A 20,633-nucleotide genomic window follows, 5' to 3' on the forward strand; every position below is an offset into this window, starting at 1 on the left:
AGAGATAACATAATTTCAAATGAGTAGCGCCGCATCATTATCCCGTCCCCCTATGAAATAAACACCCGGTAAACCGGGTGTTTGATGGTTGCTCTACTACGATAAGCCCTTCGTTACGTGCTTTAAACTTGGGCTAACCGGAAGTAACTCCTTCCCGATGGGGGAAGGAGAGGATGCTTACCGATTACGCCGCTGGTGTTGTCTCAGCAGGTTTTGCAGTTTTAGCTTTCTTCACGTGTTTCTTGGCAGCCTGCGCTTTCTGTGCAGGAGCTGGTTTAGCTTTCTTCACGTGTTTCTTAGCAGCTTGCGCTTTCTGTGCAGGAGCTGGTTTAGCTTTCTTCACGTGTTTCTTAGCAGCTTGCGCTTTCTGTGCAGGAGCTGGTTTAGCTTTTTTCACGTGTTTCTTGGCAGCCTGCGCTTTCTGTGCAGGGGCTGGTTTGGCTTTCTTCACGTGTTTCTTGGCAGCTTGCGCCTTCTGTTCAGCGGCTGGTTTAGCTTTCTTCACCTGCTTTTTATGGTGAACAGCTTTAGCCGGAGCAGACGTGGTTGTCGTTGCAGAAGGCTGAACAGGTGCGCTGGTTACGGTATCCGCGGCAAACGCTACAGAGGACAGACCCAGTGCCGCACCTGCGATCATAACTAATACTTTATTCATCATCATTTCCTCGTTATCTCATTCACGTTTCGTGACCCTCACGCGGGCCGTTGAAGAGAGAATAGGAGAAACCGAGGGCGGCTTCAGTGAGTGATTGGTTTCGGCATGTAACCTAATGTACAAGTCTGGAAGGGCGATAAATACATTGAAAGACAGCGGGGTTACCGCTGTCTGCGAACTAGTGCTGAATGGCGATTGCTGCCTGCGTTGTAGCGGTTTTTATCGGCCAGCAGAAGCGGAAGCGAGCACCGCCGAGCGGACTTTCATCCACAGTAATACTGCCCTCGTAAGCCCGTGCGATGGCATGAACAATCGCCAGCCCCAACCCACATCCGCCGCTGCTGTTCTCAATACCTGCCTCCAGACGGATAAACGGTTCAAAAACGCTTTCCCGGCTTTCGGGCGCAATGCCGGGGCCGTCATCTTCGACTTGCAGACAGGCGATATGCTCGGTGTCGGACGTCAGGCTAATATGCAATCGGCTATGGCAGAAGCGCAATCCATTGCCGATCAGGTTATTCAAGACCCGCTCCATCAGACGCAAATCGAGCGCACCAATCTGTGCCGAATGAGGCATGTCCAGCGAAATGTGTTTGTCAGGGTGGATCAGCCTAAAATCGTCTACTTTTGCCTGTAGCCATGAAGGAATATCAATATTGGCAAGATGCAGCGTCACCTGTGGACGATCGAGTCTGGCATAGGTCAGTAGCTCATCAATCAGCGCTTCAAGTTGACCAATATCCCGATTTAACGCCTGCTGTTCGTCTTCTGTCAGATTGTCACTCATCGCCAGCCGATAGCGCAGTCTGACCAATGGCGTACGTAGTTCGTGCGCAATATTGTCAATTAACTGCTTTTTACTGTTGATGAGCTGGTTTAGGTTATCTGCCATCCGGTTGAAGGCGATGCCGAGCCGAAATAGGCTTGAGGTGCTATCAAAGTGAATACGTTCTTCCAGATGACCATCCCCTAAACGCTGTGCGGCGTTCTCCAACTTGAGCATGGCCTGCCAATGTGGTCGCATCCATAGGAAAACCGGCAACGCCAGTGACAGCCCGATGAGCATCACTAACAGTAAATCCAGCAGCCGCATTTCGTGCAGGAAGAACAGATAAGGAATAGGGCCTACGGCGAGAACATAATGGCTGCGGGGGATGCGTTGGATAAACGTGTATTCATCATCCAGCGCGACAATCTCCCCTTGGTTCAGACGTTGCCGATTCTTGGGACTCAACGCGTATTTACTTACCGGCTCGATATGCAATTTGAACGATAGGTTTAGGTCAAGCTGGCTAATGGTTTTATGCCATTCGCGAGGTGGAATAGCGCGCAGCTCATTACGGATGAGATACAGCGAGCTTTTCATCAGGTCATCCATGGACTGACGCCCGGCGCGTTCAGCCGTCACCTTATAAACCAGCCCGACCAGTAGCGTCATGACGACAAAACAGGCGAACAGCAATAGAAAAAACTGGATGAACAGCTTTCTCATAGCGTAACGCTCTCCCAGGTGTTGGGGGCAAACAGATAACCTTTGTTGCGTACCGTTTTGATACGGAACGGCTCTAACGGGTTGTCGTACAGTTTTTTGCGCAGGCGGGAAATGGCGACGTCAATGCTGCGATCCATGCCGTCGTAGGTCACGCCGCGCAGATTTTTCAGCAGCGCATCCCGATCCATGATGTGACCGGCATGGGTCGCCAACTGCCAGAGGAGATCGAAATCCGCGGTCGATAACACGATATGCTCTTGCCCTAATGTTACTTCCCGATTGACCGGGTCGATGCAGAGCAGGCCAAAGTGCAGTGATTTATGCACCTGCAACGCGGCGGGCGCTGTATTTTCTACCACCGTTTGTGGTGTAGCGGCGTATTGCCGCAAATGCAGGCGCAGGCGGGCGAGTAATACGGCGGGTGGCGTGGTTTTCAGAATGTAATCATCTGCACCCATTTCCAGCGCCAGAATATGATTCATGTCGCTGTCCAACGATGTCAGCAGCACAATCGGGCCACTGTACTGTGGCCGCAACTCCCGGCATATGGTCATCCCGTCTTTGCCGGGCAACATAATATCCAGCAGCACAAGGTCAGGCTGCTGCTGTTCAATAAAGGCTAATGCCTGATCGCCTCGTGCTTCGACCTGAACATCAATGTCATGCTTGCCGAGGTAGGCAGCGATCAATTTTCCAACTTCGGTATCATCTTCTATGAAAACAATCTTATGCATGGTCTCTACGTCATCTCCATCTCACTACGCATAGCATAGCTTGATGATAGGTCATAAACGAGATATGAAGCGTAAATGGGTATTAACTATTTGTTTACCTATCCAAATTAGATAAGCTGCGGTGCGTGTTTTTTTAGGCAATATTGCACCTGACTTCTCATCATTTACCGAGAACGGCCACGCCACAATTACCGATTATTCCACAGGAAACCGCGCTGAAGATGAAACCGATTGACCAGATAAACAGCTGGATGCAGGAAGCTTTACGCCCTTATTTTGGGTTGGAACCATTATCGGCCGAATGGGATATTTTAACCGTTCGTGACGGCTATTTTATCTGCTTTGATTGCGACACGATCCGCAAGCGCATTACCGCTACCTCGCTAAATTATCAGGAGGAAGATGTCATTATTCAAACGCGTGGGCGTGAGGTTATTCTGCCGAGAACTGCACGAGGTAAAGAAAAAAAGCTGAATTACACCAGCGTTTCCAGTGTGAAGGCCGATGGCGTTGTGTTCTCTGCGGGCGTCAGATCGCTGAACTCGGGAAATTACGGTTACATCAACGCCAGCAATTACCGAAACTCTATTCGACTACCGTTGCCGGAATATCGGCATTTGGTCAGCAAAGAAGAAATTGTCGACTGGCTGCAATCTTATCGCGAGCGCTTGCCCGCTGATTACGCGCATAAGCTGGAACGGTTGACGCATATGAAAAATCAGCAACATAAAACCATTCCGGGCGATATTTTTCGGGTTGAAATAGACTTACATACCGATGGCTATGTTCTGGTTATTGGTAACCTGCGTCAGATGCAAAAGGACGCGCTGTTTGCTGAACACAGCATCTGGAACGATGTGATGACGATGCCGCTGTTTGTTCGGCCTTACCTTTTTCGCACCACCGTGCGTAATCTCACCTTGTCGGAGATTGTGGCGTCGCCCTTGTCTGAAAAATGCTGGATCGTTATGGATGACGCCTTTCTGCGTGGCAACTACGAATATGTGGGATCGAAGACATTGGCGGAAGACGACATCCTGTTCCCGGTGGGCTATGGATCCAGTATCAGCGCACAGAAAAGCGACTATCGCCTGTCGTGGGGGCCTTGTTCGATCAATAAAGCCAGCCAGGATACGGTTTTCAGAGCCGGACGCAGTTATATGAACAATGGCGCTTATAGCAGCATGTCAGCCGAATCCTTTGCCGATAGGGGTTTTCCTGACTACGATAAAACGCTACTCAATCCAGAGCACCGTGAAGCATGGGAACAGGTCCTGGCTGAATTTGGTTTGCTGCCCGATACCACCTACGATGCGTTTGCCCAACATTCTGGGGGGATGACGCGTGCGGCCTACCTGACATATGTCGCCGAGCATAAAGCCTACCAGCGCAAGGGCCGTGCGAAGAAAAAAGCATGAAATAGCGCCAGAGAGCTTATTGGACGGGGCGTTAACGCAAAACCCGTCCACCATGAATTCTCCGTGTTTTCTCCGCGTCGAGAAAAATAATAACGATTGACCGAATAAATTCCTCCTCCTGAGCGTTTACACGTTGTTTATTCTGAGGAGAGTCCTGCTATGACGCGCATCGTTCCTGTATTGACCATCGGGCTGCTTATCAGCCCACTGTTGCATGCTATGCCGCTCAACTACACTGTTGCTACTGATAACACCGTCATTGCGCTTTCATGGCAAGCATTTGGTCACCCGTCACAAGCCTCTCTCGACGGCGTGACAGGCAATATCACACTGGATGCTGAAAAGGAAATGAATGACCGTATTGATGTGAAAATTCCCATCACGACGCTACAGGCTTCCAACAGTCTGTTGACCTACCAGTTAAAAAGCAGCCTGTTTTTTGATGCTGAGCACTATCCCGATATTACTTTCACCAGTAGCAGGGTGGTGGCGCTGGGGCAAGGTCACTTTAGGGTTTTTGGTTCACTGTCGGTAAAAAACGTCCAACGTCCGGTCATTCTGGAAGCCACGCTTGAAGAACAGGGCGGAACCTCATCGCATGACGGCTCGCTGTCTCTTCATGCCACTACCGCGATTTCACGCTCGTCTTTTAACATGGACCGATTTACTGGCGTGGTGGACGATCGTGTAGCGATTAATATTGAAATCCGGGCGAAAGCCCGACACACCGTATAAATATGTGCCCTCCACTGGCGTAGTCGTCCGTGCGTGGAGGGCAGATCTCTGTTTATGCCAGCGATGCTTGTAGCTTGAGTGCGCTTTCTGTCAGCGGCGTAGCAGGGCTACGGCCAATTAATACGAACTGATAGCCGCGATCGCGCCACCAGACAACCTGCATATCATGGCGTTGCTCATTTTTAAGCGCAGTGGCAGTGGCTTGATGATCGGGGGAAATACACAAGGCCATCGGTCCATATTTGGCATGCATCCAGGTAATCTGTGCAATCGAGGTATTGTCGTAACTCAGCAGACGTACCATTTTCAACTCTGCGTCGTGAAGCATCAGCTGTTGTTCATTGAGAGGTAGTCCAATGTCCTGAGCAGTTCGAGACAGCCCACTCTGCAAGGTCTGTGCGGAGCTGTCCGCATCGAGTAGGGTTTTAGCGCTGTACAGTGACATATACTGGGCTTCAAGATCGCGAATTTTTTCGCTGTCGCTGAAAGCGGACTGGGAAAAACGTGCGAAGTAGCCCAGTCCAGAACCCATGACCAGAAAACTGAGTGACGCGGCAATTAGCGAGCGGCGGCTGACTCCCGCGTGAGATGAGGAGGGGCTGGATGTTGGCACTGTCGTCACTAATGCCTCAAGTCTGGTTTGCATCTTCGCCTCAGGCGCTTTGTCGAGTAATGGGGCGAAGGCTTCTTCAAAATCAAACTGGCTTTTCATCAGCTCGGCGGTGCGCTCGGAAAGCCGTTCGTCTCCCTCAAGCAATGTCTTGAATCTTTGCGCATCGGCCTCATTCATCTCGCCATCCAGCCAGGCAACAATGGCTTCGTCACTGTAAGGGGGAGTAAAACGCATGGATTTCAAGACAGTTTCTCCTTTGTCGACGGTGGGGTATCAACTGATCTAGCCAGCGTCCCCCGCGCGGCGGCCAGTCGGCTCATAATGGTGCCGATCGGTACCGATAGCGTGTCTGCCGCCTCCTGATAGGTAAACCCTTCGACATAAACTAAAAATACGGTATTGCGCTGTGCTTCTGGAAGCGCGCTGACGCGCTGCATTATTTTCTGGTAATGCAGACGATCGTTGTCCCGCTCATGGGTATCCGGGGCCAGTAATTCCTTGCTTTCGATAAATCCTTGCCCCTGACGTACGCGGCGGGCGCGCAGTTCGGAAATCCATATTGAGTGGAGAATGGAGAACAGCCATCTGTCGATTCGGGTACCTGGAGTAAATTGTGTACTCTTTTCAAGCGCACGAACGCAGGTGGACTGGACTAACTCCTCGGCAACTTCATGGCTGCGCGACAGAACTAGCCCATAACGCCACAGGCGTGTTAGGTGTGCAGTAAGCTGCTGGCGAACTTCACTGGTAGTGATTTTCTTATCCTCACGTTGCTACTCAAGGCGCTAGCGCAAGGCTCGCCCACCATCCACGCCCAGCGTTTTCCCTGTGACATAGCGGCTGTTAAGCAGATAGTCCACCAGTTGGACAATCTCCTCTTCGCCGGGTGCGATTTTCATCAATGATTTTTCCAACGCCTGTTGACGATATGCTTCGTCATCCTGTTCCTTAAACAGGATTAAACCGGGAGCAATGGCGTTGACCTTCACTTCCGGCGCCAGCTTGCGGGCAAACGAGCGCGTCATGTTATCCAGTGCTGCTTTGCTAGCGGCATAGGCGATGTGTTTCTCGCTGCCTTTTTCAACCACGTAATCCGTCAGATGAATAATATCCGCGCCAGCAATACCTTGCCCACGCAGACAGGATTCCAGCAGTTGGTTGAGCAAATAGGGCGTATAGACATGAATTTGCAGCATATCGGCCAGCGTCTGTTCCGGTGGCGTGGAGGGGCTTTCTGGCTCCCAGCGGCTGGCATTATGAATAATGGCACGTAGGTGCGGTGTGAGCGATTGGATTTTCTCAGCAAACGCGTAGATGTTTTCCGTGGTGGAAAAATCGGCGGATAGACAAGTGGCGCCGTCTTGCTCTAGCGCGTCCAATTCGGGATAAGGCGTGCGATAGCTGAGTATAACCGGAGTCGACTGCGCGAGGAACGAACGCGCCAGTGCCAGTCCAATACGCCGTGCGCCGCCGGTAATCAACACGGGAGCAGAAGAAAAAGTTGTCACAATTAGGTCTCCTCAACACGCTAGTCAAAAAGGGGCGAACCGTGACAATATACCTGAATTAACCAGTATACAGGTTATGGTTTTATACCCGTCAGGGTAGTACGCAACAAACCACTGGCGAAGAGGAGAAAAGGGAATATGGACAAATCCCCTGAGTTTACCAGTTCCAGTGAGCCACTCTGTCTGGACTACACGGATTATTTGGCGGCATTGTGCAACAAACGTTGGCGTTTCGTGGATGCGATGTACGGCGTGATGCCGATTTTTGGCATGGTGACCAAGATGGCATCCGCTCGGCAGAGTGCGCCGAAAGAGCGTCTGAAGGCTCTGGCATTACAGGTGCTCTCTACGCAGGTGAGTGATGAAACCAATATCATCAGGCTGATTACGCTGGCACGTCAGCAAGGCTTGAACGCGTTTGATATCCAACTGCCTTATGCGCTGACGAACGAACAACTGAGCGCCATTATCGGCGAATGTGACACGGCGCTGGATTTAACGCTGCGGGATGAACGTTTGTCCGTCCGGTTTAAAATGCCAGCCGTGCAACATTAGCACGGCGTGGCCTGCACAATATTTCTACTATGGTTCTGTTACGCTGAACGTACCGTTGTCGCTTCAATCGCCTGTGCTAATGAACCGTAGAAGCTGAGGCGTCCTTCAATCGGGTGAACCTTCGCCCGCGCCAGCGTTTTTAACGGCTGGAAGGGGATGTCAGTGATGATGAGCTGCTTGCCTTCAGGCAACGTTTCGCTAAAGCGCAGGAATGCATTGAGTCCGCCCGCATCCAGCACCGGCACGGCATCCCACTGCAAAATGATATTTTGGTAGCCTTCGCTGCGCACAGTCAGGTCGTTGAAGATGCGTTCTGCCGCCGCAAAAAACAGCGGGCCGTTAACACGTAGCACCAGATGATCCGGTATTTTAGTGTCCGGCAATTCGCTCAGGCGTGTCATTTGCGCAATACGTCGCATGAAGAGCAACGACGCCAACACGATACCAACGGTAATTGCGATTACCATATCGAACAGCACGGTTAACGACATACAGAGTAGCATGACGATAATGTCGTCTTTCGGCCCGTGGCGTAGTAAATCCACCACCTTGTGCGCTTCACTCATGTTCCAGGCGACAATCAGTAGCAGGGATGCCATCGCTGCCAGCGGCAGATAAGACAGCCACGGAGCAAGAATCAATAGCGCCAACAACACCAGTAGCGCATGAATCACTGCGGAAATCGGTGAATTGGCTCCCGCGCGGACGTTGGCGGCGGAACGGGCAATGGCGGCTGTCGCGGTAATACCGCCAAAGAAGGGCGCAATGATGTTACCGAAACCTTGTCCCATTAGTTCTGCGTTGGAGTTGTGTTTTTTGCCCGTCATCCCATCCAGCACAACGGCACACAGCAGCGACTCAATCGCACCCAGCATCGCCATCGAGAATGCCGCAGGCAGCAGAGCGGAAATGCTTTGCCAATCCAGCGTCATCGTTTTCCCATCTGGCGACGGGATATCCCACGGTAAAATAAGCTGTGGCAGGATAGGCGGAATCCCTTGCCCTTGCGAACCATCGGCCAGCATATAGCTGAAACGGGAACCGATTGTCGCCACATTTTCACCCAGCAGCGACATAATCCCCATCACCGCGACGCCTGCCAGCAGTGCGGGCAAATGGCCGGGTAGACGGATACCGAGTTTGGGCCAGACGATCAAAACCAGCAGCGTTGTTGCGCCGATCAACGTATCAGCAAGATGCAGGGTAGGTAGCGCCTGTGCCAACGCCGCCACTTTCTCGACGTAATGCTCGGGCACGACTGCCATCTGCAAACCGAAGAAATCTTTGATTTGCATGGTACCGATAGTAATGGCGATCCCTGAGGTAAATCCCAACGTTACGGAAAGTGGAATATATTCAATTAAACGGCCGAAGCGGCAGAGCCCCATCAGCAGTAGAAATACACCGGAAAGCAAGGTGGCGACCAGCAGGCCGGATAATCCGAACTGTTGCGACACTGGATACAAAATAACGACGAAAGCGGCTGTCGGGCCTGACACGCTGTAGCGTGAACCGCCGCTGATGGCGATAACGATCCCGGCAATGGCCGAGGTATACAACCCATACTGCGGAGGAACGCCGCTGGCAATTGCCAGGGCCATCGCCAGCGGTATGGCGATGATGCCGACAGTAACACCAGCGATAATGTCGTGGGTAAAACGTTGTAGCGTATATTTCTCGCGCCAGCACGCGTCAATCAGCGCGCTGAACGGCCTGACACCGTTAATTCCGTGCGTTTTCATCTAAGCAGAAACCAAAGTAAGAAGGTAAATCAACATGGCGGGCCTGCCGGTCCGTCGACGACAGCCTTACGATACGCCGGACGCGCTCAGAAGATCCAGATATACATCAAGAGAAGTGAGATTTGGCGAAGCCGACGCGGCGAAAACCGCGTCGGCAGAGGGGTTACAGCGTGATGGTGATCAAATAGGCGGCAAAGAGCGCCAGGTGTGCGCTGCCGCTCAACACGTTGGTTCTACCTGTCGAGAATGTAATGTGACACAGTACCAATACGGATAGCATCACGACGATATGTGGCATATCCAAACCGAAGTTCAGCGTACGGCCAGTTATCATGGCGATGATCGTGACGGTAGGAACCGTCAGGGAAATTGTCGCGAGTACGGAGCCGAAAAATAGATTCATCGCACGCTGTACCTGATTTTTCAGGACGGCGCGGATTGCCCCCAACCCTTCAGGAGAGAGGATTAATAGCGCGACCAGGAAGCCCGTAAACTGTGTCGGTGCGTTCATTTCGGTCAGCAGCGTTTCCAGCGGCATGGAGTTCATCTTGGTTACCGCAATAACGGCAATCAGATGAACCAGAAGCCAGCCGGTGTGCCACAGGGAACTGTGTGCGGACGGTTTGCCATGATGTGGATCGTCGCCGTCACCTTCATCTTCATGTTCATACACAAACAGACTTTGGTGCGTACGCGTTTGAATCAACAAGAAAACGCCGTACATTGCCGCAGAAATCGCAGCAACAATCAGAGACTGCGTTACGCTGAAATTACCATCGGGCAAGGCGCTGGGGAAAACCAGCACAATCACGGCCAATGGGAAGATCGCCATCAGATACTGTTTGATACCACTGAGGTTGACATATTGCGTGGCGAATTTGCGGCCACCGAGCAAGAGGGCGAAACCCACCAGGCCGCCAGTGACAATGACGATAATAGAATAGAGCGTGTCGCGCATCAGATCCGGGCCAGCGTCACCGGTGGCCATCAGCGCTGAAATCAGGCTGACTTCGAGAATGACGACAGACAGGCTGAGGATGAGTGAACCATAGGGTTCACCTAAGCGATGTGCAAGGACGTCAGCGTGACGTACTACGCTAAACGCGCTGAAAAGTATCCCGGCTAGCGCGAGGGCGTTGATACCGAGAATGGCGACAAAATCTTGTGAACTGCTCCACATGTAGAGCACGGCCAGCGCAATAACAGGAAAAATGAGTGAGTATTCATGATGGCGAGTTTTGACCACCTCAGCATGAGACTTCATTGCGGGAGTTCTCCTTATCCAGAGGAATGATACGGCAAAATATCCCCCTCATACTTCAAGCCAGCGGACTGATTGCTCGAGTTACTTAGGGCATAAAGCAATTTATTTAGGGTATAAACCATTTATTCATGGCTGTAACACAATAATAAACCGCAAAAGGTTACTAAAAAGTAGTTATAACGTAATAAAACGAACAATATGATAACAGGTTGTCGTATTTGTGTGGGAAGTTTTACGGATTTTTACGTTTTAAATTAAAATTAAAGTGAAAAGGGAGAATCTTCATATCTTCTCCCTATCATAATAATATTAAATGTTTTTTTTGTGGTTATTCGTCAGGATTGTCCATGATATCGTGGCGTTTGTGATGATAATCCTCTTCATTTAACCCTTCTCGCCAATAAGGCACGGCGTATATCTGATTTCGCTCACACCCGCGCTCGCGACGTACGTGGCGACGAAGTTGAACCACAATACGATCCTCACCCGCTAACCAGTAAAACGCATTATCAGCCGCCGGAAGTGCCTGAAAATGGTGCAACAGCGCATCGGTAACCTCTGTTCCGCCGATGATCCAATGCAGATGAAGCTGTGAGGGTTTAGCAATAGCGAGTTTATCTGCTTCGCTATCGACACGAATCACTGCATGCCCCTGGGCGTCATCAGGCAAATTCTCCAACAGTGCCATCAGTGCAGGAAGCGATGACGGATCTGCTGCCAGATAATAAGCGGCTGCTAGAGGCAGCATTGGGAGTGGGCCACCAGGCTGCGAAATACCGACCCAGTCACCGGGCTTGGCTTGACGGGCAAAGTTGACCGCAGGCCCTGCGTGTTCATGTAGCGCGAACACCATATCCAGCTCAGCATCCTCAGGGCGCAATGCGCGAACGCTATAGGTGCGAACAATAGGGCGGGCTTCGCCTTCTGGCCAGATCGGACCGCGCTCACCAATGGTAGGTAGAACCGGTTTTTGTTGCCCAGTCTGAGGCAAAAAGAGTTTGATATGCGCGCCATATCGCTCGGCTGGATAATCACGCAACGCGTCATGATGAAAAGTAATGCAGCGTAAATGAGGGGAAAGATCGTGGATCTGTTTAACCTGAACTAAAACAGGCTGACGCGGCGTTGCCATTCAGTGTCTCCGTGGATAGTCAATTCCAGTGTAGGAATGATAGTAACATGGGATGATAACTATTATCATTTCGTGTCTTCGTTGTTATTTTTATCGAAATAAATACGCGGCTAGCGCTTTCACATTAAACGAACGGCTTGCGGCAGGCTCCTGATGTCACAAAAATGAGGTTTGTATCAGGAATACGTCAAGTCTGGCGATGCGTTGCCGATTAAGTGATAAACCCCTCATACTTCAAGTTGCATGTGCGTTGTCCTCAAACTCGAATTATTTAGGGTATTAACGCGGCATCGTGAGCGAATGAAACATTATCACTAACTTTTTCAGGTTTTGTGACCAGTATCAAACTTGATCGCAAAGCCATAAATGAATAACCTCAAGTTCTATGGTGTTGTAAAATTAAGCAGATGAAGCAGTTAGGTTTTTAAACGCAGGGCGAGAGCCGATCTGACGAGCAGAAAAAGAGTAGGGCTGGGGGTGGTAAGTAGTGTTAACACGCGATTTTTTGCAGAAAGCAGATTGTAGAACGTCTTTTGGGTGTATTGAAGAAACCTTACTGCTCACGCCGCAACAGCGGGCTGATTCTCTGGATAAGACGCTTGCGCTCCGACCCAATAGCTGTCCTGTCTGGGTATTTGGTTACGGTTCACTTATGTGGAACCCGGTTTTTGACGCCGAAGAAACCTGTCTGGCAACGCTGGAGGGGTGGCAGCGAGCCTTTTGTCTGCGCCTCACTATTGGCCGCGGCACAATAACACAGCCGGGGCGGATGCTGGCGCTGCAACCCGGCGGGCAAACGACGGGTGTGGCTTTTCGCCTGCCGGAAACCTCACTGCGTGAAGATTTAGAACTGCTGTGGAAGCGCGAAATGCTAACGGGCTGCTATCGCCCGCTCTGGTGCGAACTGCATCGCAAGAACGGCACACCGCTGACGGCGCTGGTGTTTGTTTCCGAACCGGAACATCCACTGAACGAAAATGATATCTGTATTCAGAGCGTTGCACCGCTGATTGCCCGAGCGAGCGGTCCCCTCGGCACCAATGCGCAATATCTGTTTGCGCTGGAGCAAGAGCTGAAAAATCACGGAACGGAAGATGATAGCGTGAGCGAATTAGCCCAGCGAGTGCGTACCTTACAGCAGTCGTGTGCTTCGTCCACGGGGAGCGGACAATAACGACGAGGTGGGCGTGAAATTTGAGGTGAACGACGGTATCGCCGTTCACCTTGAGACTATGTGAAACGACTGAATTACCAGCCGACGCCAACACCCATGGTGTATAGCGTGTCGTCAACATTCCCCTGATTACTTTCGATACGGGTACGTGACACTTTCATTGTCATTGAAGACCAGTCGGTCAACTTGAAGCGCAAACCTGCATCCGCTTTCAGATAGATTGGCGCAGTACCATCAAAGGAACGCCCCAATTCACCGTTGGTGAAGGCTTCAACCGATTTGCTGAACATATAGCGGTTATATGCCCACTTTATCGCACCTGAGTAGAAATCATCATCACCCTGATCGCGGTACACGAACGTTTGGGAGTTGACCAGTGATGTCAGTGAGAACGCGCCTAAATCGTTATCCCAGAACTGATAACCGGGACCGAGACCGAAAGAGCGGTTGATTTTAATGCTTTCGATCCAGTCGCGTTTGTACTGATAACGGCCCTGCCAGAACCAGTTTTCATCCACGAATTTATCCAATGCATATTCGCCAGCCGCATTCTTGGTGCTCTCGACTTTATCCTCTTTTGCCAAATGGTAGCTGGCATCAAGGTTGTGTCGCCACGTATCGTGACGCGCTTTGGTGTTCAGCGTCACGTCGTAGTTATCGGTTTCGGTCGAACTTTTCTTGTGCGACATGCCAGCATCAATATTGCCTTTCCAGGCGAAATCAGTCACCAGCGGCTTCTGCGCCACAATAGAGGTGATTTCGGAAAGCGGTAATGTTTGCGGGCCTGCTGCTTCGTTAGCCAGTGACGGGGTTGCGACGATAGCGCGGTTTTCGCCCGCTTTGATCGTCGGATACAGGACGCCTTTTGCGTAGCGTTCCCCTTGAATCACCAGACCATGATCGCTTTCAAAGGTTTTAACCTTATCCCAGGCTACAGAGATGGAGCCTGCATAGTCGGTGTTGATAAAGAGTTTACCGCCGTCAAGCAGCGTGATTTTCCCTGTGACTTTGTCGCCGTTGTTCAGCCAAATGGTGTCAGCGCGGCTTTGCGTAATGCCAGCGGAGAGGGCGATAACCAGGCTGAGGGAAGAGATTGCGTGTTTGGATAGTGTCATTATTGCCAAATAAACCGTGGTGACATGTAGTGAGATGTCCGTCAAAGACGTACAGCCGATAAAAACGAACCGGTTTAGCCCGGAACGGCAAACATTAACAGGAATCTGAGTGATGCTCTACCCGAAAACGATAATTGATTAGAATGTATATAGTTATAAAAGGTGCTATTGATGATTAACCGCTATAACGCGATGTCTGTCACGTTTTTAGCGGTAGAAGGGAGCGTCGATGTAAGAGGGCATCTCTGGCCAACTTGTTTCAGGCCAGAGATGTATGCGCGATCGATAATGCTACGCGGTGCGCTGCGTGCGGGGTGTATTGCTGCGAAGAAAACGTGAGGTCAGGAATGTCCTTACGCGGAATACGATCCGTTCCTGGAAGAGAACACATAGCGTCACGGTGCTGAGCAGGAAAATAATATAGCCCGTCATGGATAGCTGTACCTGACCCGCAGCGGCAATGCATTGATCCCAGTCGCTGAAGCAGGCCATTGGGTTACCGCGTACTAGCTGTTCCAAGGTGCGGAACAGATTGAAGAGCGGAACATGTAGCGCAAAGATGGAGAGCGAGGCAGCACCCAGCCGCGGTGACCAATGCCGCAGCCATTCGCTACTAGGCTCACGCGCAAGCGCACTGAGACAAACCAAACCGACCTGAGCTGGCAGCAGCAAACCGTTGTGCAACAGGAAATACCAATAGGCGTCACCTTTCGTGAATAGCCAGGTAGCGATGAGGAAGTTTATACCGATGAAGAGGGCGACACCGTAACGCTGGCCCTTGCTCAACGGTGAGCGATCTTTCTGGCGATAATGACGGAACAGTGCATAGCCTAAAATCCCGGCCAGAAATTCCGGCAAACGGAAGATCGGTCCACGTTGCAATAGCCCTGTGTACGGCATGCCGTACTGCTGCTGCCAGATCACCCAAATCGGCGGTAGCAGATACAGCAGGCAAATGATCCCCATCCACAGCCACGGATGGCGGCTGTTCAACAGACGCGGGGCTAACAGTGGAAACGCCAGATAGAAAAAGAACAGCGTAGAAAGTGACCACAACGGGGCATTGAAGGTCAGGAAGTAAGGATTCCATGCCTGCAACATCAGTACCTGCAATAACCCGTTGAACGCCAACTGTGCATTCGTCATGTAATGGCGCAGTGTTTCAGGATCGGCTGCGGGGTCATTCGTGTCATAAATGACGAAGCGCGCGCTAGCGACTTGTCCTTCAGGTGGCACGGCCAGCCATTGCATCAGCGTGACAACGGCAATAGAAGACAGTAGGGCAATGATGTGGATAGGGTAAAGATTAAAGAAGCGTTTGGCCCAGAACTGGCGAACAGGCTCACGTAGACGTCCGTCTTTAATGTAGACATGCGCGAGTAAAAAGCCAGACAGGACAAAGAATGTGCTGGTCGCGAAGAATCCCATACTGGTGAGTTCGCTCAAAAAAGGAATGCGCTCTCGCTGGGGATAAATGTGCACCGTGTGATAAATCATCACATAGCAGCCGAGCAAAAATCGTAACCACTCCAGGCCGATAAATCGCTCTTTACTGACCTTCTTCATGTTGTTCCTCAACGTTAAACTCAGTGTAAAAGCTTAAAAATGCGATTACGAACTAGTTTAGACGAGAGCAACGTCACATTAATTAGGATAATGGCTATAAATGCCGGCGTCGTTTAGTCACCGTTTAATTTTGCGGGGCAATGGTGGCATTTTCACCAACTTCTGCTGCATCCTCGCTCTCGCGAGGATAATCTCGATGGGAGGGGCGCCTGAGCGCCTTATCCTTACCGCTGCTCATAACTGCTTGTTGTTACGGTTTGATTAAATGACTTTTTCTTGCAATACCCAGACGGCGGCTTCAACCCGTGATTTTAGCTTCATTTTCTTCAACAGGTGTTTGACGTGTACCTTGACGGTACTTTCCGTAATGGTGAGCTTACGGGCAATCACTTTATTGGAGAGTCCCTGAGCCAACAATTTCAGAATATCGCGTTCGCGTGGTGTGAGTTGCTGAATATCTCGGTCGCTGCTGTGACGGCTTTCGCGCAGGCTGGCGGCCAGAATCGGCGTCAGCGTTTCGCTCAACACCATTTTCCCTGATGCTGCCTGATGCAGCGCAGCCAGTAAATCTTCCGGCTCCATATCTTTCAGTAAGTAGCCATCGGCACCATTTTTTAATGCATTGACCACATCGTCTTCATGGTTGGATACGCTAAAGACAACAATCCGGCCAGACAGTGATTTTTCCCGCAGGCGGTTCAATGTTTCCAGTCCATTCATTCCGGGCATGTTCAAATCGAGCAGAATTAAATCTGGGTCCAACTGTTCCGCTAGCTCGACACCCTGTTCGCCGTGGCTAGCTTCACCTGCCACCTGCAATTCTGGATCCATACTGATGAGTTGTTTAACGCCATTGCGCAACATGGGATGGTCGTCAATCAGCAGTAGGGTGGCGGCATCTTCGTTAATCATGAGTTTCTCCTGTTAATGGCAGCCGGTGACGATATTCGGAGAGGAAGCTGACATTCACTTCAGTGCCTCCCGACGGCCGGCGTCGAACAATGCATTCGCCGTGCAAACCCCGTGCACGGTCGCGCATGATAATCAGTCCATAGTGGTTAGCGCGGCTGGCATCATCAGGAATACCGATGCCGTTATCGGCCACGCTGAGTTCGATGTAACCCTGACGCAATTGCAGCGTGATATCGACCTGTGTGGCCTGCGCGTGTTTATAAATATTGCTCAGCGCTTCACGCACAATTTGCAGAACGTGAATGCCTTGATGCGCGGATACCGACTGCGGTGGCAAACGGTAATGCAGTTCGATGGGATACCCCAACCGCTTGCCGAACTCATCGACCGATGCCCGCAGCGCGGCAAGTAAGCCGGATTCCGAAAGCTTCAGCCGGAAGGTCGTCAGCAGTTCACGCAACTGGCGATAGGCGGTGTTCAACTCTTCCCGCATTTCCGTCAATAGTTGTTGAGAGGCGGGAGGTAAATCGCCGCCCTGCATTTGCAGGCAGCTCACTTGAATTTTCAGGCAGGAGAGTGACTGCGCGATAGAATCGTGTAGCTCGCGGGCTATCGTCGCGCGTTCTTCCATGAGCATCAATTGCTGTTGATGGTTGGATTGACGCTCCAACGCCAGCGTGCTGGTCAACTGTTCCAATAATGTATTCAGTAACTGATTCTGATCGCGGCTCAGTGAGGTATTGCCCGGCAGGGTGGCTAACACAACGCCATATTGCCCATGTTTGTCGTGCAGATCCCAGTAGTGAGGCTCACCCGGCAGTTCTTCCCGTTTTGCCTGCATACCGCAGCTCTGACAACTGGTATCTGGGCAATGATCGGGCTGCAACGGGTTGAAATCGCTAAATTGGTGAAACTGTTCCTGATTGTTATCTTCATACAGCCGCAGTTGAATATTGCGAAGCGGTGTCAACGACGGCAGTTCGTTCAGAATTGGCATCAGTCGGCTGCACAGCGGCGCGCCAGTATGCAGTCGTCGGCTGGCGCGATAAAGGAAAGAGAGCAGATCGTTTTTCTGTTGCAGATCGGCCGTTTTCTCGGCAACTCGCTGTTCCAGACTGTGGTACATGGCGGAAAGTTCGTCCGACATGCTGTTCAACACCTGTCCCAGCGTGCTCATTTCATCATGACCATTGATGGCGACCCGCTGGGTGAAATCACCTTGCCCGATCGCCTGCGCCATCGAAACCAGATGCCGCCATGGCGTCAGCAGGCGTCGACGCAGATAAAAAAAGGTCGTCGCCAGCAGGATAAACATGATGCCGATGAAAATACGTTGCACCAGCGTGACCATCATCAGCCGCTGTTCGGTTTTATGATCGATGGCGGAAACCAGATCGTCCAGCTGTTTTACGAAGCGAGCAACATCCGCCGAGGCATCGGCAGAATGCGTTGCCTGCCGTAGATGTGGTTGCAGACTCTCCAGCCAGAAAACGCGCAGCGCAGTGAATTGCTCACTGAGTCCTTCCCGGCGTACTGCCTGCTGTAAGTCACTGCTGATTTCGTCTTCTTCCAGCTCTTGCAGGTAAATTTCGTTCTCAGCAGAGAGCGGTACCATCGATAGCAGACGGTAGCTTTGCATACGCAGTGAGCCCGCTTTATTAATGGCGTGCGCGTTCCCTTGAATGCTTTGAGACATCCAACTGGAAATCGACATGCCTGCAATACCCAGCAAACCGAGTAGCAACATCAATAGTGCAACCTGATTGACGAGCGACAGCGGCAGCAGGAAACGTTTAAACATAATAAAGCGACCTCTGCTGGAGGAGTAGAAAACCAGTACCGAGAAGGATAACCCTTTTGGCATTTTTCCCGATCCTACGTGATAACCCTATACCCACTAGTGAGTACCACCGAATATCCATGCCTTGGAAGGGGGTATGACAGTAAGGAAAAATAGAGATATAACAGCTTGAATTATCGTTGCTTATTTTTCTATTTTAATTACTCATTAAGGAGTGTGATTGTTTTTACTCGATTTTTTTACCTGACAGCGTGTTGATTTGCATCAACTTTACCTGCGGTGTAATCCCTAATGTTGCGCCTTAATTCTACCGCGTTTTTATTTATTGAGGTTTTTATGACGCAGCCTTCATCACCCGAAAAAATATCGCAAAGCACGCTGATAAGGGAATGGAATCCTGAAGACACAAAATTCTGGCAATCTGGCGGACAACGGATAGCACAGCGTAATCTTTGGATATCTGTACCGTGCCTGCTGTTGTCGTTTTGTGTCTGGATGATTTTCAGCACCGTAGCCGTTAACCTAAACAAAGTCGGATTTCGTTTTACCACAGACCAGCTATTTTTGCTTACTGCGTTGCCTTCCGTTTCCGGTGCGTTGTTACGCGTGCCTTACTCCTTTGTTATCCCGATGGTTGGCGGTCGCCGTTGGACGACGTTAAGCACCATTATTCTGGTTATCCCGTGTATTTGGCTTGGGTTTGTCGTACAGAATCCGCAAACGCCTTACAGCATTTTCGTCACCATCTCTCTGCTGTGTGGTTTTGCCGGTGCTAACTTCGCGTCCAGCATGGCTAACATCAGTTTCTTCTTCCCCAAATCACGTCAGGGCAGTGCGTTAGGCATTAACGGTGGATTGGGTAACCTCGGTGTGAGCGTGATGCAGTTGCTGGTGCCAGTGGTGATTTTTCTGCCGATTCTGGGGTTCTCCGGCAATGGTGTTGTGCAACCTGATGGCCACCAGATTTGGTTGCATCATGCCGCGTGGATGTGGGTGCCGTTTTTGGTTATTGCCGCAACCGCTGCCTGGTTTGGCATGAACGATCTTTCAACGGCCAATGCGTCCATACGTAAGCAGTTGCCTGTGTTGAAGCAAATGCACCTGTGGGTACTCAGCTTCTTGTATCTGTCCACCTTTGGCTCATTTATCGGTTTTTCAGCAGGCTTCGGCATGCTGTCCAGAACGCAGTTTCCAGACATTGTGATTCTGTACTACGCCTTTTTCGGGCCGCTGCTGGGGGCGTTGGCGCGTCCGGTTGGGGGGATGTTGTCCGATCGTTTTGGCGGAGTGAAAGTTACGCTGATTAACTTTATCCTGATGGCAATTTTCTCCGTGTTGTTATTTCTGTCTCTGCCGAGTGCGAATTCTGCGGGCTCATTCGGCATGTTCTTTGGCATCTTCATGATGCTGTTCCTGACGGCTGGTTTGGGGAGTGGGTCAACCTTTCAGATGATCGCAGTAATTTTCCGTAAATTAACGGGAGACCGCGTTAAATCGCAAGGCGGGAGCGATGCTGACGCGCAGCGTGCAGCAGCCACGGATACCGCAGCGGCGCTGGGCTTTATTTCGGCCATTGGTGCGATCGGCGGATTCTTCATTCCCCAGGCCTTTGGCATGTCGCTGGAGTTGACCGGTTCACCCACCGGTGCCATGAAAGTGTTTGTGGTGTGCTACGTGGTGTGTGTACTGGTGACGTGGCTGTTCTATGCCAGAAAGCAACGCTAAGCGTTGAGTTGATTTGCTTCATTCCTCCCAACTGCCTCTTGGTCACATTTTTATGCCGACTAAGAGGCGGTTTCGTGCGCGATTAACACTGTCATTTTCATGCTACTCCGTAGCGTGCGCCCGACAAGGAGCACTCAATTGCCGTGCTCCTTGACCTCTGGCTTTCGGCGGAAATTCTGCCGCTGACGCGGTGCCTTCGTCGGTATCGGACTTTGCGGATCGCTTGCGACACGTTCCCTACGTGGCGCAAGCTTTCGCCGCATCCCTGCGGCTCATCCTAAGTCCGCTCTCTCCTCAGCATAATTTTTTACGCCAGAAAAATAAGGGCAGAGAACTAATAGGTAATCTCTCTTGTTCGCACGATTTTTCGTCGCTTCCTGACTACTACCTCTAAATAGTCGTGTGTATGAATTCAGTATAAACACAAAACCAATGGTTTTATTTTTATCATTTAAAATCAACAGGTTAATTTATTTTTTCGTGATAGTTCTT

The 20,633-nt window shown here is 51.0% G+C and carries 18 protein-coding genes; 5 read left to right on the forward strand and 13 right to left on the reverse strand.

Annotation, left to right across the window (positions count from 1 at the left end):
• Window positions 1-184: 184 nt before the first annotated feature.
• The 3 genes from asr to rstA form a co-directional block, all read right to left on the reverse strand.
• A complete protein-coding gene (asr, locus tag CLR69_RS03770; RefSeq protein WP_129709702.1) occupies window positions 185-655 on the reverse strand; it encodes an acid resistance repetitive basic protein Asr in 471 nt (156 codons plus the stop codon).
• 178 nt (window positions 656-833) lie between these two features.
• Complete coding sequence (rstB, locus tag CLR69_RS03775) at window positions 834-2,147, reverse strand: two-component system sensor histidine kinase RstB (RefSeq protein ID WP_129709700.1); 1,314 nt, start codon at window positions 2,145-2,147, stop codon at window positions 834-836.
• Window positions 2,144-2,881, reverse strand: coding sequence for a two-component system response regulator RstA (gene rstA, locus CLR69_RS03780; protein ID WP_129709698.1), 738 nt, complete (start codon window positions 2,879-2,881; stop codon window positions 2,144-2,146). The genes rstB and rstA overlap by 4 nt, the downstream gene beginning before the upstream one ends.
• A 221-nt stretch (window positions 2,882-3,102) precedes the next feature.
• Between rstA and CLR69_RS03785 the strand changes: the two genes are divergently transcribed.
• The gene (locus CLR69_RS03785; RefSeq protein ID WP_129711596.1) at window positions 3,103-4,299 is read left to right on the forward strand and encodes an immunity 26/phosphotriesterase HocA family protein; all 1,197 of its coding nucleotides are present in this window, start codon (window positions 3,103-3,105) and stop codon (window positions 4,297-4,299) included.
• A 159-nt stretch (window positions 4,300-4,458) separates the two neighbouring features.
• A complete protein-coding gene (locus tag CLR69_RS03790) occupies window positions 4,459-5,034 on the forward strand; it encodes a YceI family protein (RefSeq protein ID WP_129709694.1) in 576 nt (191 codons plus the stop codon).
• 52 nt (window positions 5,035-5,086) lie between these two features.
• Here the strand turns inward: CLR69_RS03790 and CLR69_RS03795 are convergent, their stop codons facing one another.
• From CLR69_RS03795 to folM, 3 genes are read right to left on the reverse strand one after another with little or no spacing between them, the layout of a single operon-like run.
• Entirely contained in the window at window positions 5,087-5,890 is an 804-nt protein-coding gene (locus tag CLR69_RS03795; protein ID WP_129711595.1) for an anti-sigma factor, read from the reverse strand.
• Complete coding sequence (locus CLR69_RS03800) at window positions 5,887-6,402, reverse strand: sigma-70 family RNA polymerase sigma factor (RefSeq protein ID WP_129711594.1); 516 nt, start codon at window positions 6,400-6,402, stop codon at window positions 5,887-5,889. The genes CLR69_RS03795 and CLR69_RS03800 overlap by 4 nt, the downstream gene beginning before the upstream one ends.
• A gap of 30 nt (window positions 6,403-6,432) precedes the next feature.
• Window positions 6,433-7,155, reverse strand: coding sequence for a dihydromonapterin reductase (folM, locus tag CLR69_RS03805; RefSeq protein WP_129711593.1), 723 nt, complete (start codon window positions 7,153-7,155; stop codon window positions 6,433-6,435).
• A gap of 138 nt (window positions 7,156-7,293) precedes the next feature.
• Here folM and CLR69_RS03810 point away from each other — a divergent pair, with 138 nt between their 5' ends.
• A complete protein-coding gene (locus CLR69_RS03810; RefSeq protein WP_129709686.1) occupies window positions 7,294-7,710 on the forward strand; it encodes a hypothetical protein in 417 nt (138 codons plus the stop codon).
• Window positions 7,711-7,748: 38 nt separating this feature from the next.
• On the opposite strand, the gene dauA is transcribed toward CLR69_RS03810, so the two are convergent.
• The 3 genes from dauA to CLR69_RS03825 form a co-directional block, all read right to left on the reverse strand.
• A complete protein-coding gene (gene dauA, locus CLR69_RS03815; protein ID WP_129709684.1) occupies window positions 7,749-9,452 on the reverse strand; it encodes a C4-dicarboxylic acid transporter DauA in 1,704 nt (567 codons plus the stop codon).
• 163 nt (window positions 9,453-9,615) lie between these two features.
• Window positions 9,616-10,716, reverse strand: a complete 1,101-nt coding sequence (gene chaA, locus CLR69_RS03820; RefSeq protein ID WP_129711592.1) for a sodium-potassium/proton antiporter ChaA — start codon at window positions 10,714-10,716, stop codon at window positions 9,616-9,618.
• A 328-nt stretch (window positions 10,717-11,044) separates the two neighbouring features.
• A complete protein-coding gene (locus CLR69_RS03825; protein WP_129711591.1) occupies window positions 11,045-11,848 on the reverse strand; it encodes a siderophore-interacting protein in 804 nt (267 codons plus the stop codon).
• A gap of 487 nt (window positions 11,849-12,335) precedes the next feature.
• Here CLR69_RS03825 and CLR69_RS03830 point away from each other — a divergent pair, with 487 nt between their 5' ends.
• A complete protein-coding gene (locus CLR69_RS03830; RefSeq protein ID WP_129711590.1) occupies window positions 12,336-13,022 on the forward strand; it encodes a gamma-glutamylcyclotransferase in 687 nt (228 codons plus the stop codon).
• A gap of 74 nt (window positions 13,023-13,096) precedes the next feature.
• Here CLR69_RS03830 and CLR69_RS03835 read toward each other — a convergent pair whose 3' ends face one another.
• From CLR69_RS03835 to narX, 4 genes are all read right to left on the reverse strand, one after another.
• Entirely contained in the window at window positions 13,097-14,137 is a 1,041-nt protein-coding gene (locus tag CLR69_RS03835) for a DUF481 domain-containing protein (RefSeq protein WP_129709676.1), read from the reverse strand.
• A gap of 291 nt (window positions 14,138-14,428) precedes the next feature.
• Complete coding sequence (locus tag CLR69_RS03840) at window positions 14,429-15,703, reverse strand: acyltransferase family protein (RefSeq protein WP_129709674.1); 1,275 nt, start codon at window positions 15,701-15,703, stop codon at window positions 14,429-14,431.
• A 261-nt stretch (window positions 15,704-15,964) separates the two neighbouring features.
• The gene (narL, locus tag CLR69_RS03845) at window positions 15,965-16,615 is read right to left on the reverse strand and encodes a two-component system response regulator NarL (RefSeq protein WP_010276892.1); all 651 of its coding nucleotides are present in this window, start codon (window positions 16,613-16,615) and stop codon (window positions 15,965-15,967) included.
• Window positions 16,608-18,416: a nitrate/nitrite two-component system sensor histidine kinase NarX gene (gene narX, locus CLR69_RS03850; RefSeq protein WP_197730563.1), complete on the reverse strand. Its 1,809-nt coding sequence runs from the start codon at window positions 18,414-18,416 to the stop codon at window positions 16,608-16,610. Before narX ends, narL begins: the two co-directional genes overlap by 8 nt.
• Window positions 18,417-18,752: 336 nt before the next feature.
• Here narX and CLR69_RS03855 point away from each other — a divergent pair, with 336 nt between their 5' ends.
• Entirely contained in the window at window positions 18,753-20,141 is a 1,389-nt protein-coding gene (locus CLR69_RS03855) for a NarK family nitrate/nitrite MFS transporter (RefSeq protein WP_129709670.1), read from the forward strand.
• The last annotated feature ends 492 nt before the right edge of the window (window positions 20,142-20,633 follow it).

It is taken from the genome of Pectobacterium zantedeschiae, assembly GCF_004137795.1.
Taxonomy (GTDB): domain Bacteria; phylum Pseudomonadota; class Gammaproteobacteria; order Enterobacterales; family Enterobacteriaceae; genus Pectobacterium; species Pectobacterium zantedeschiae.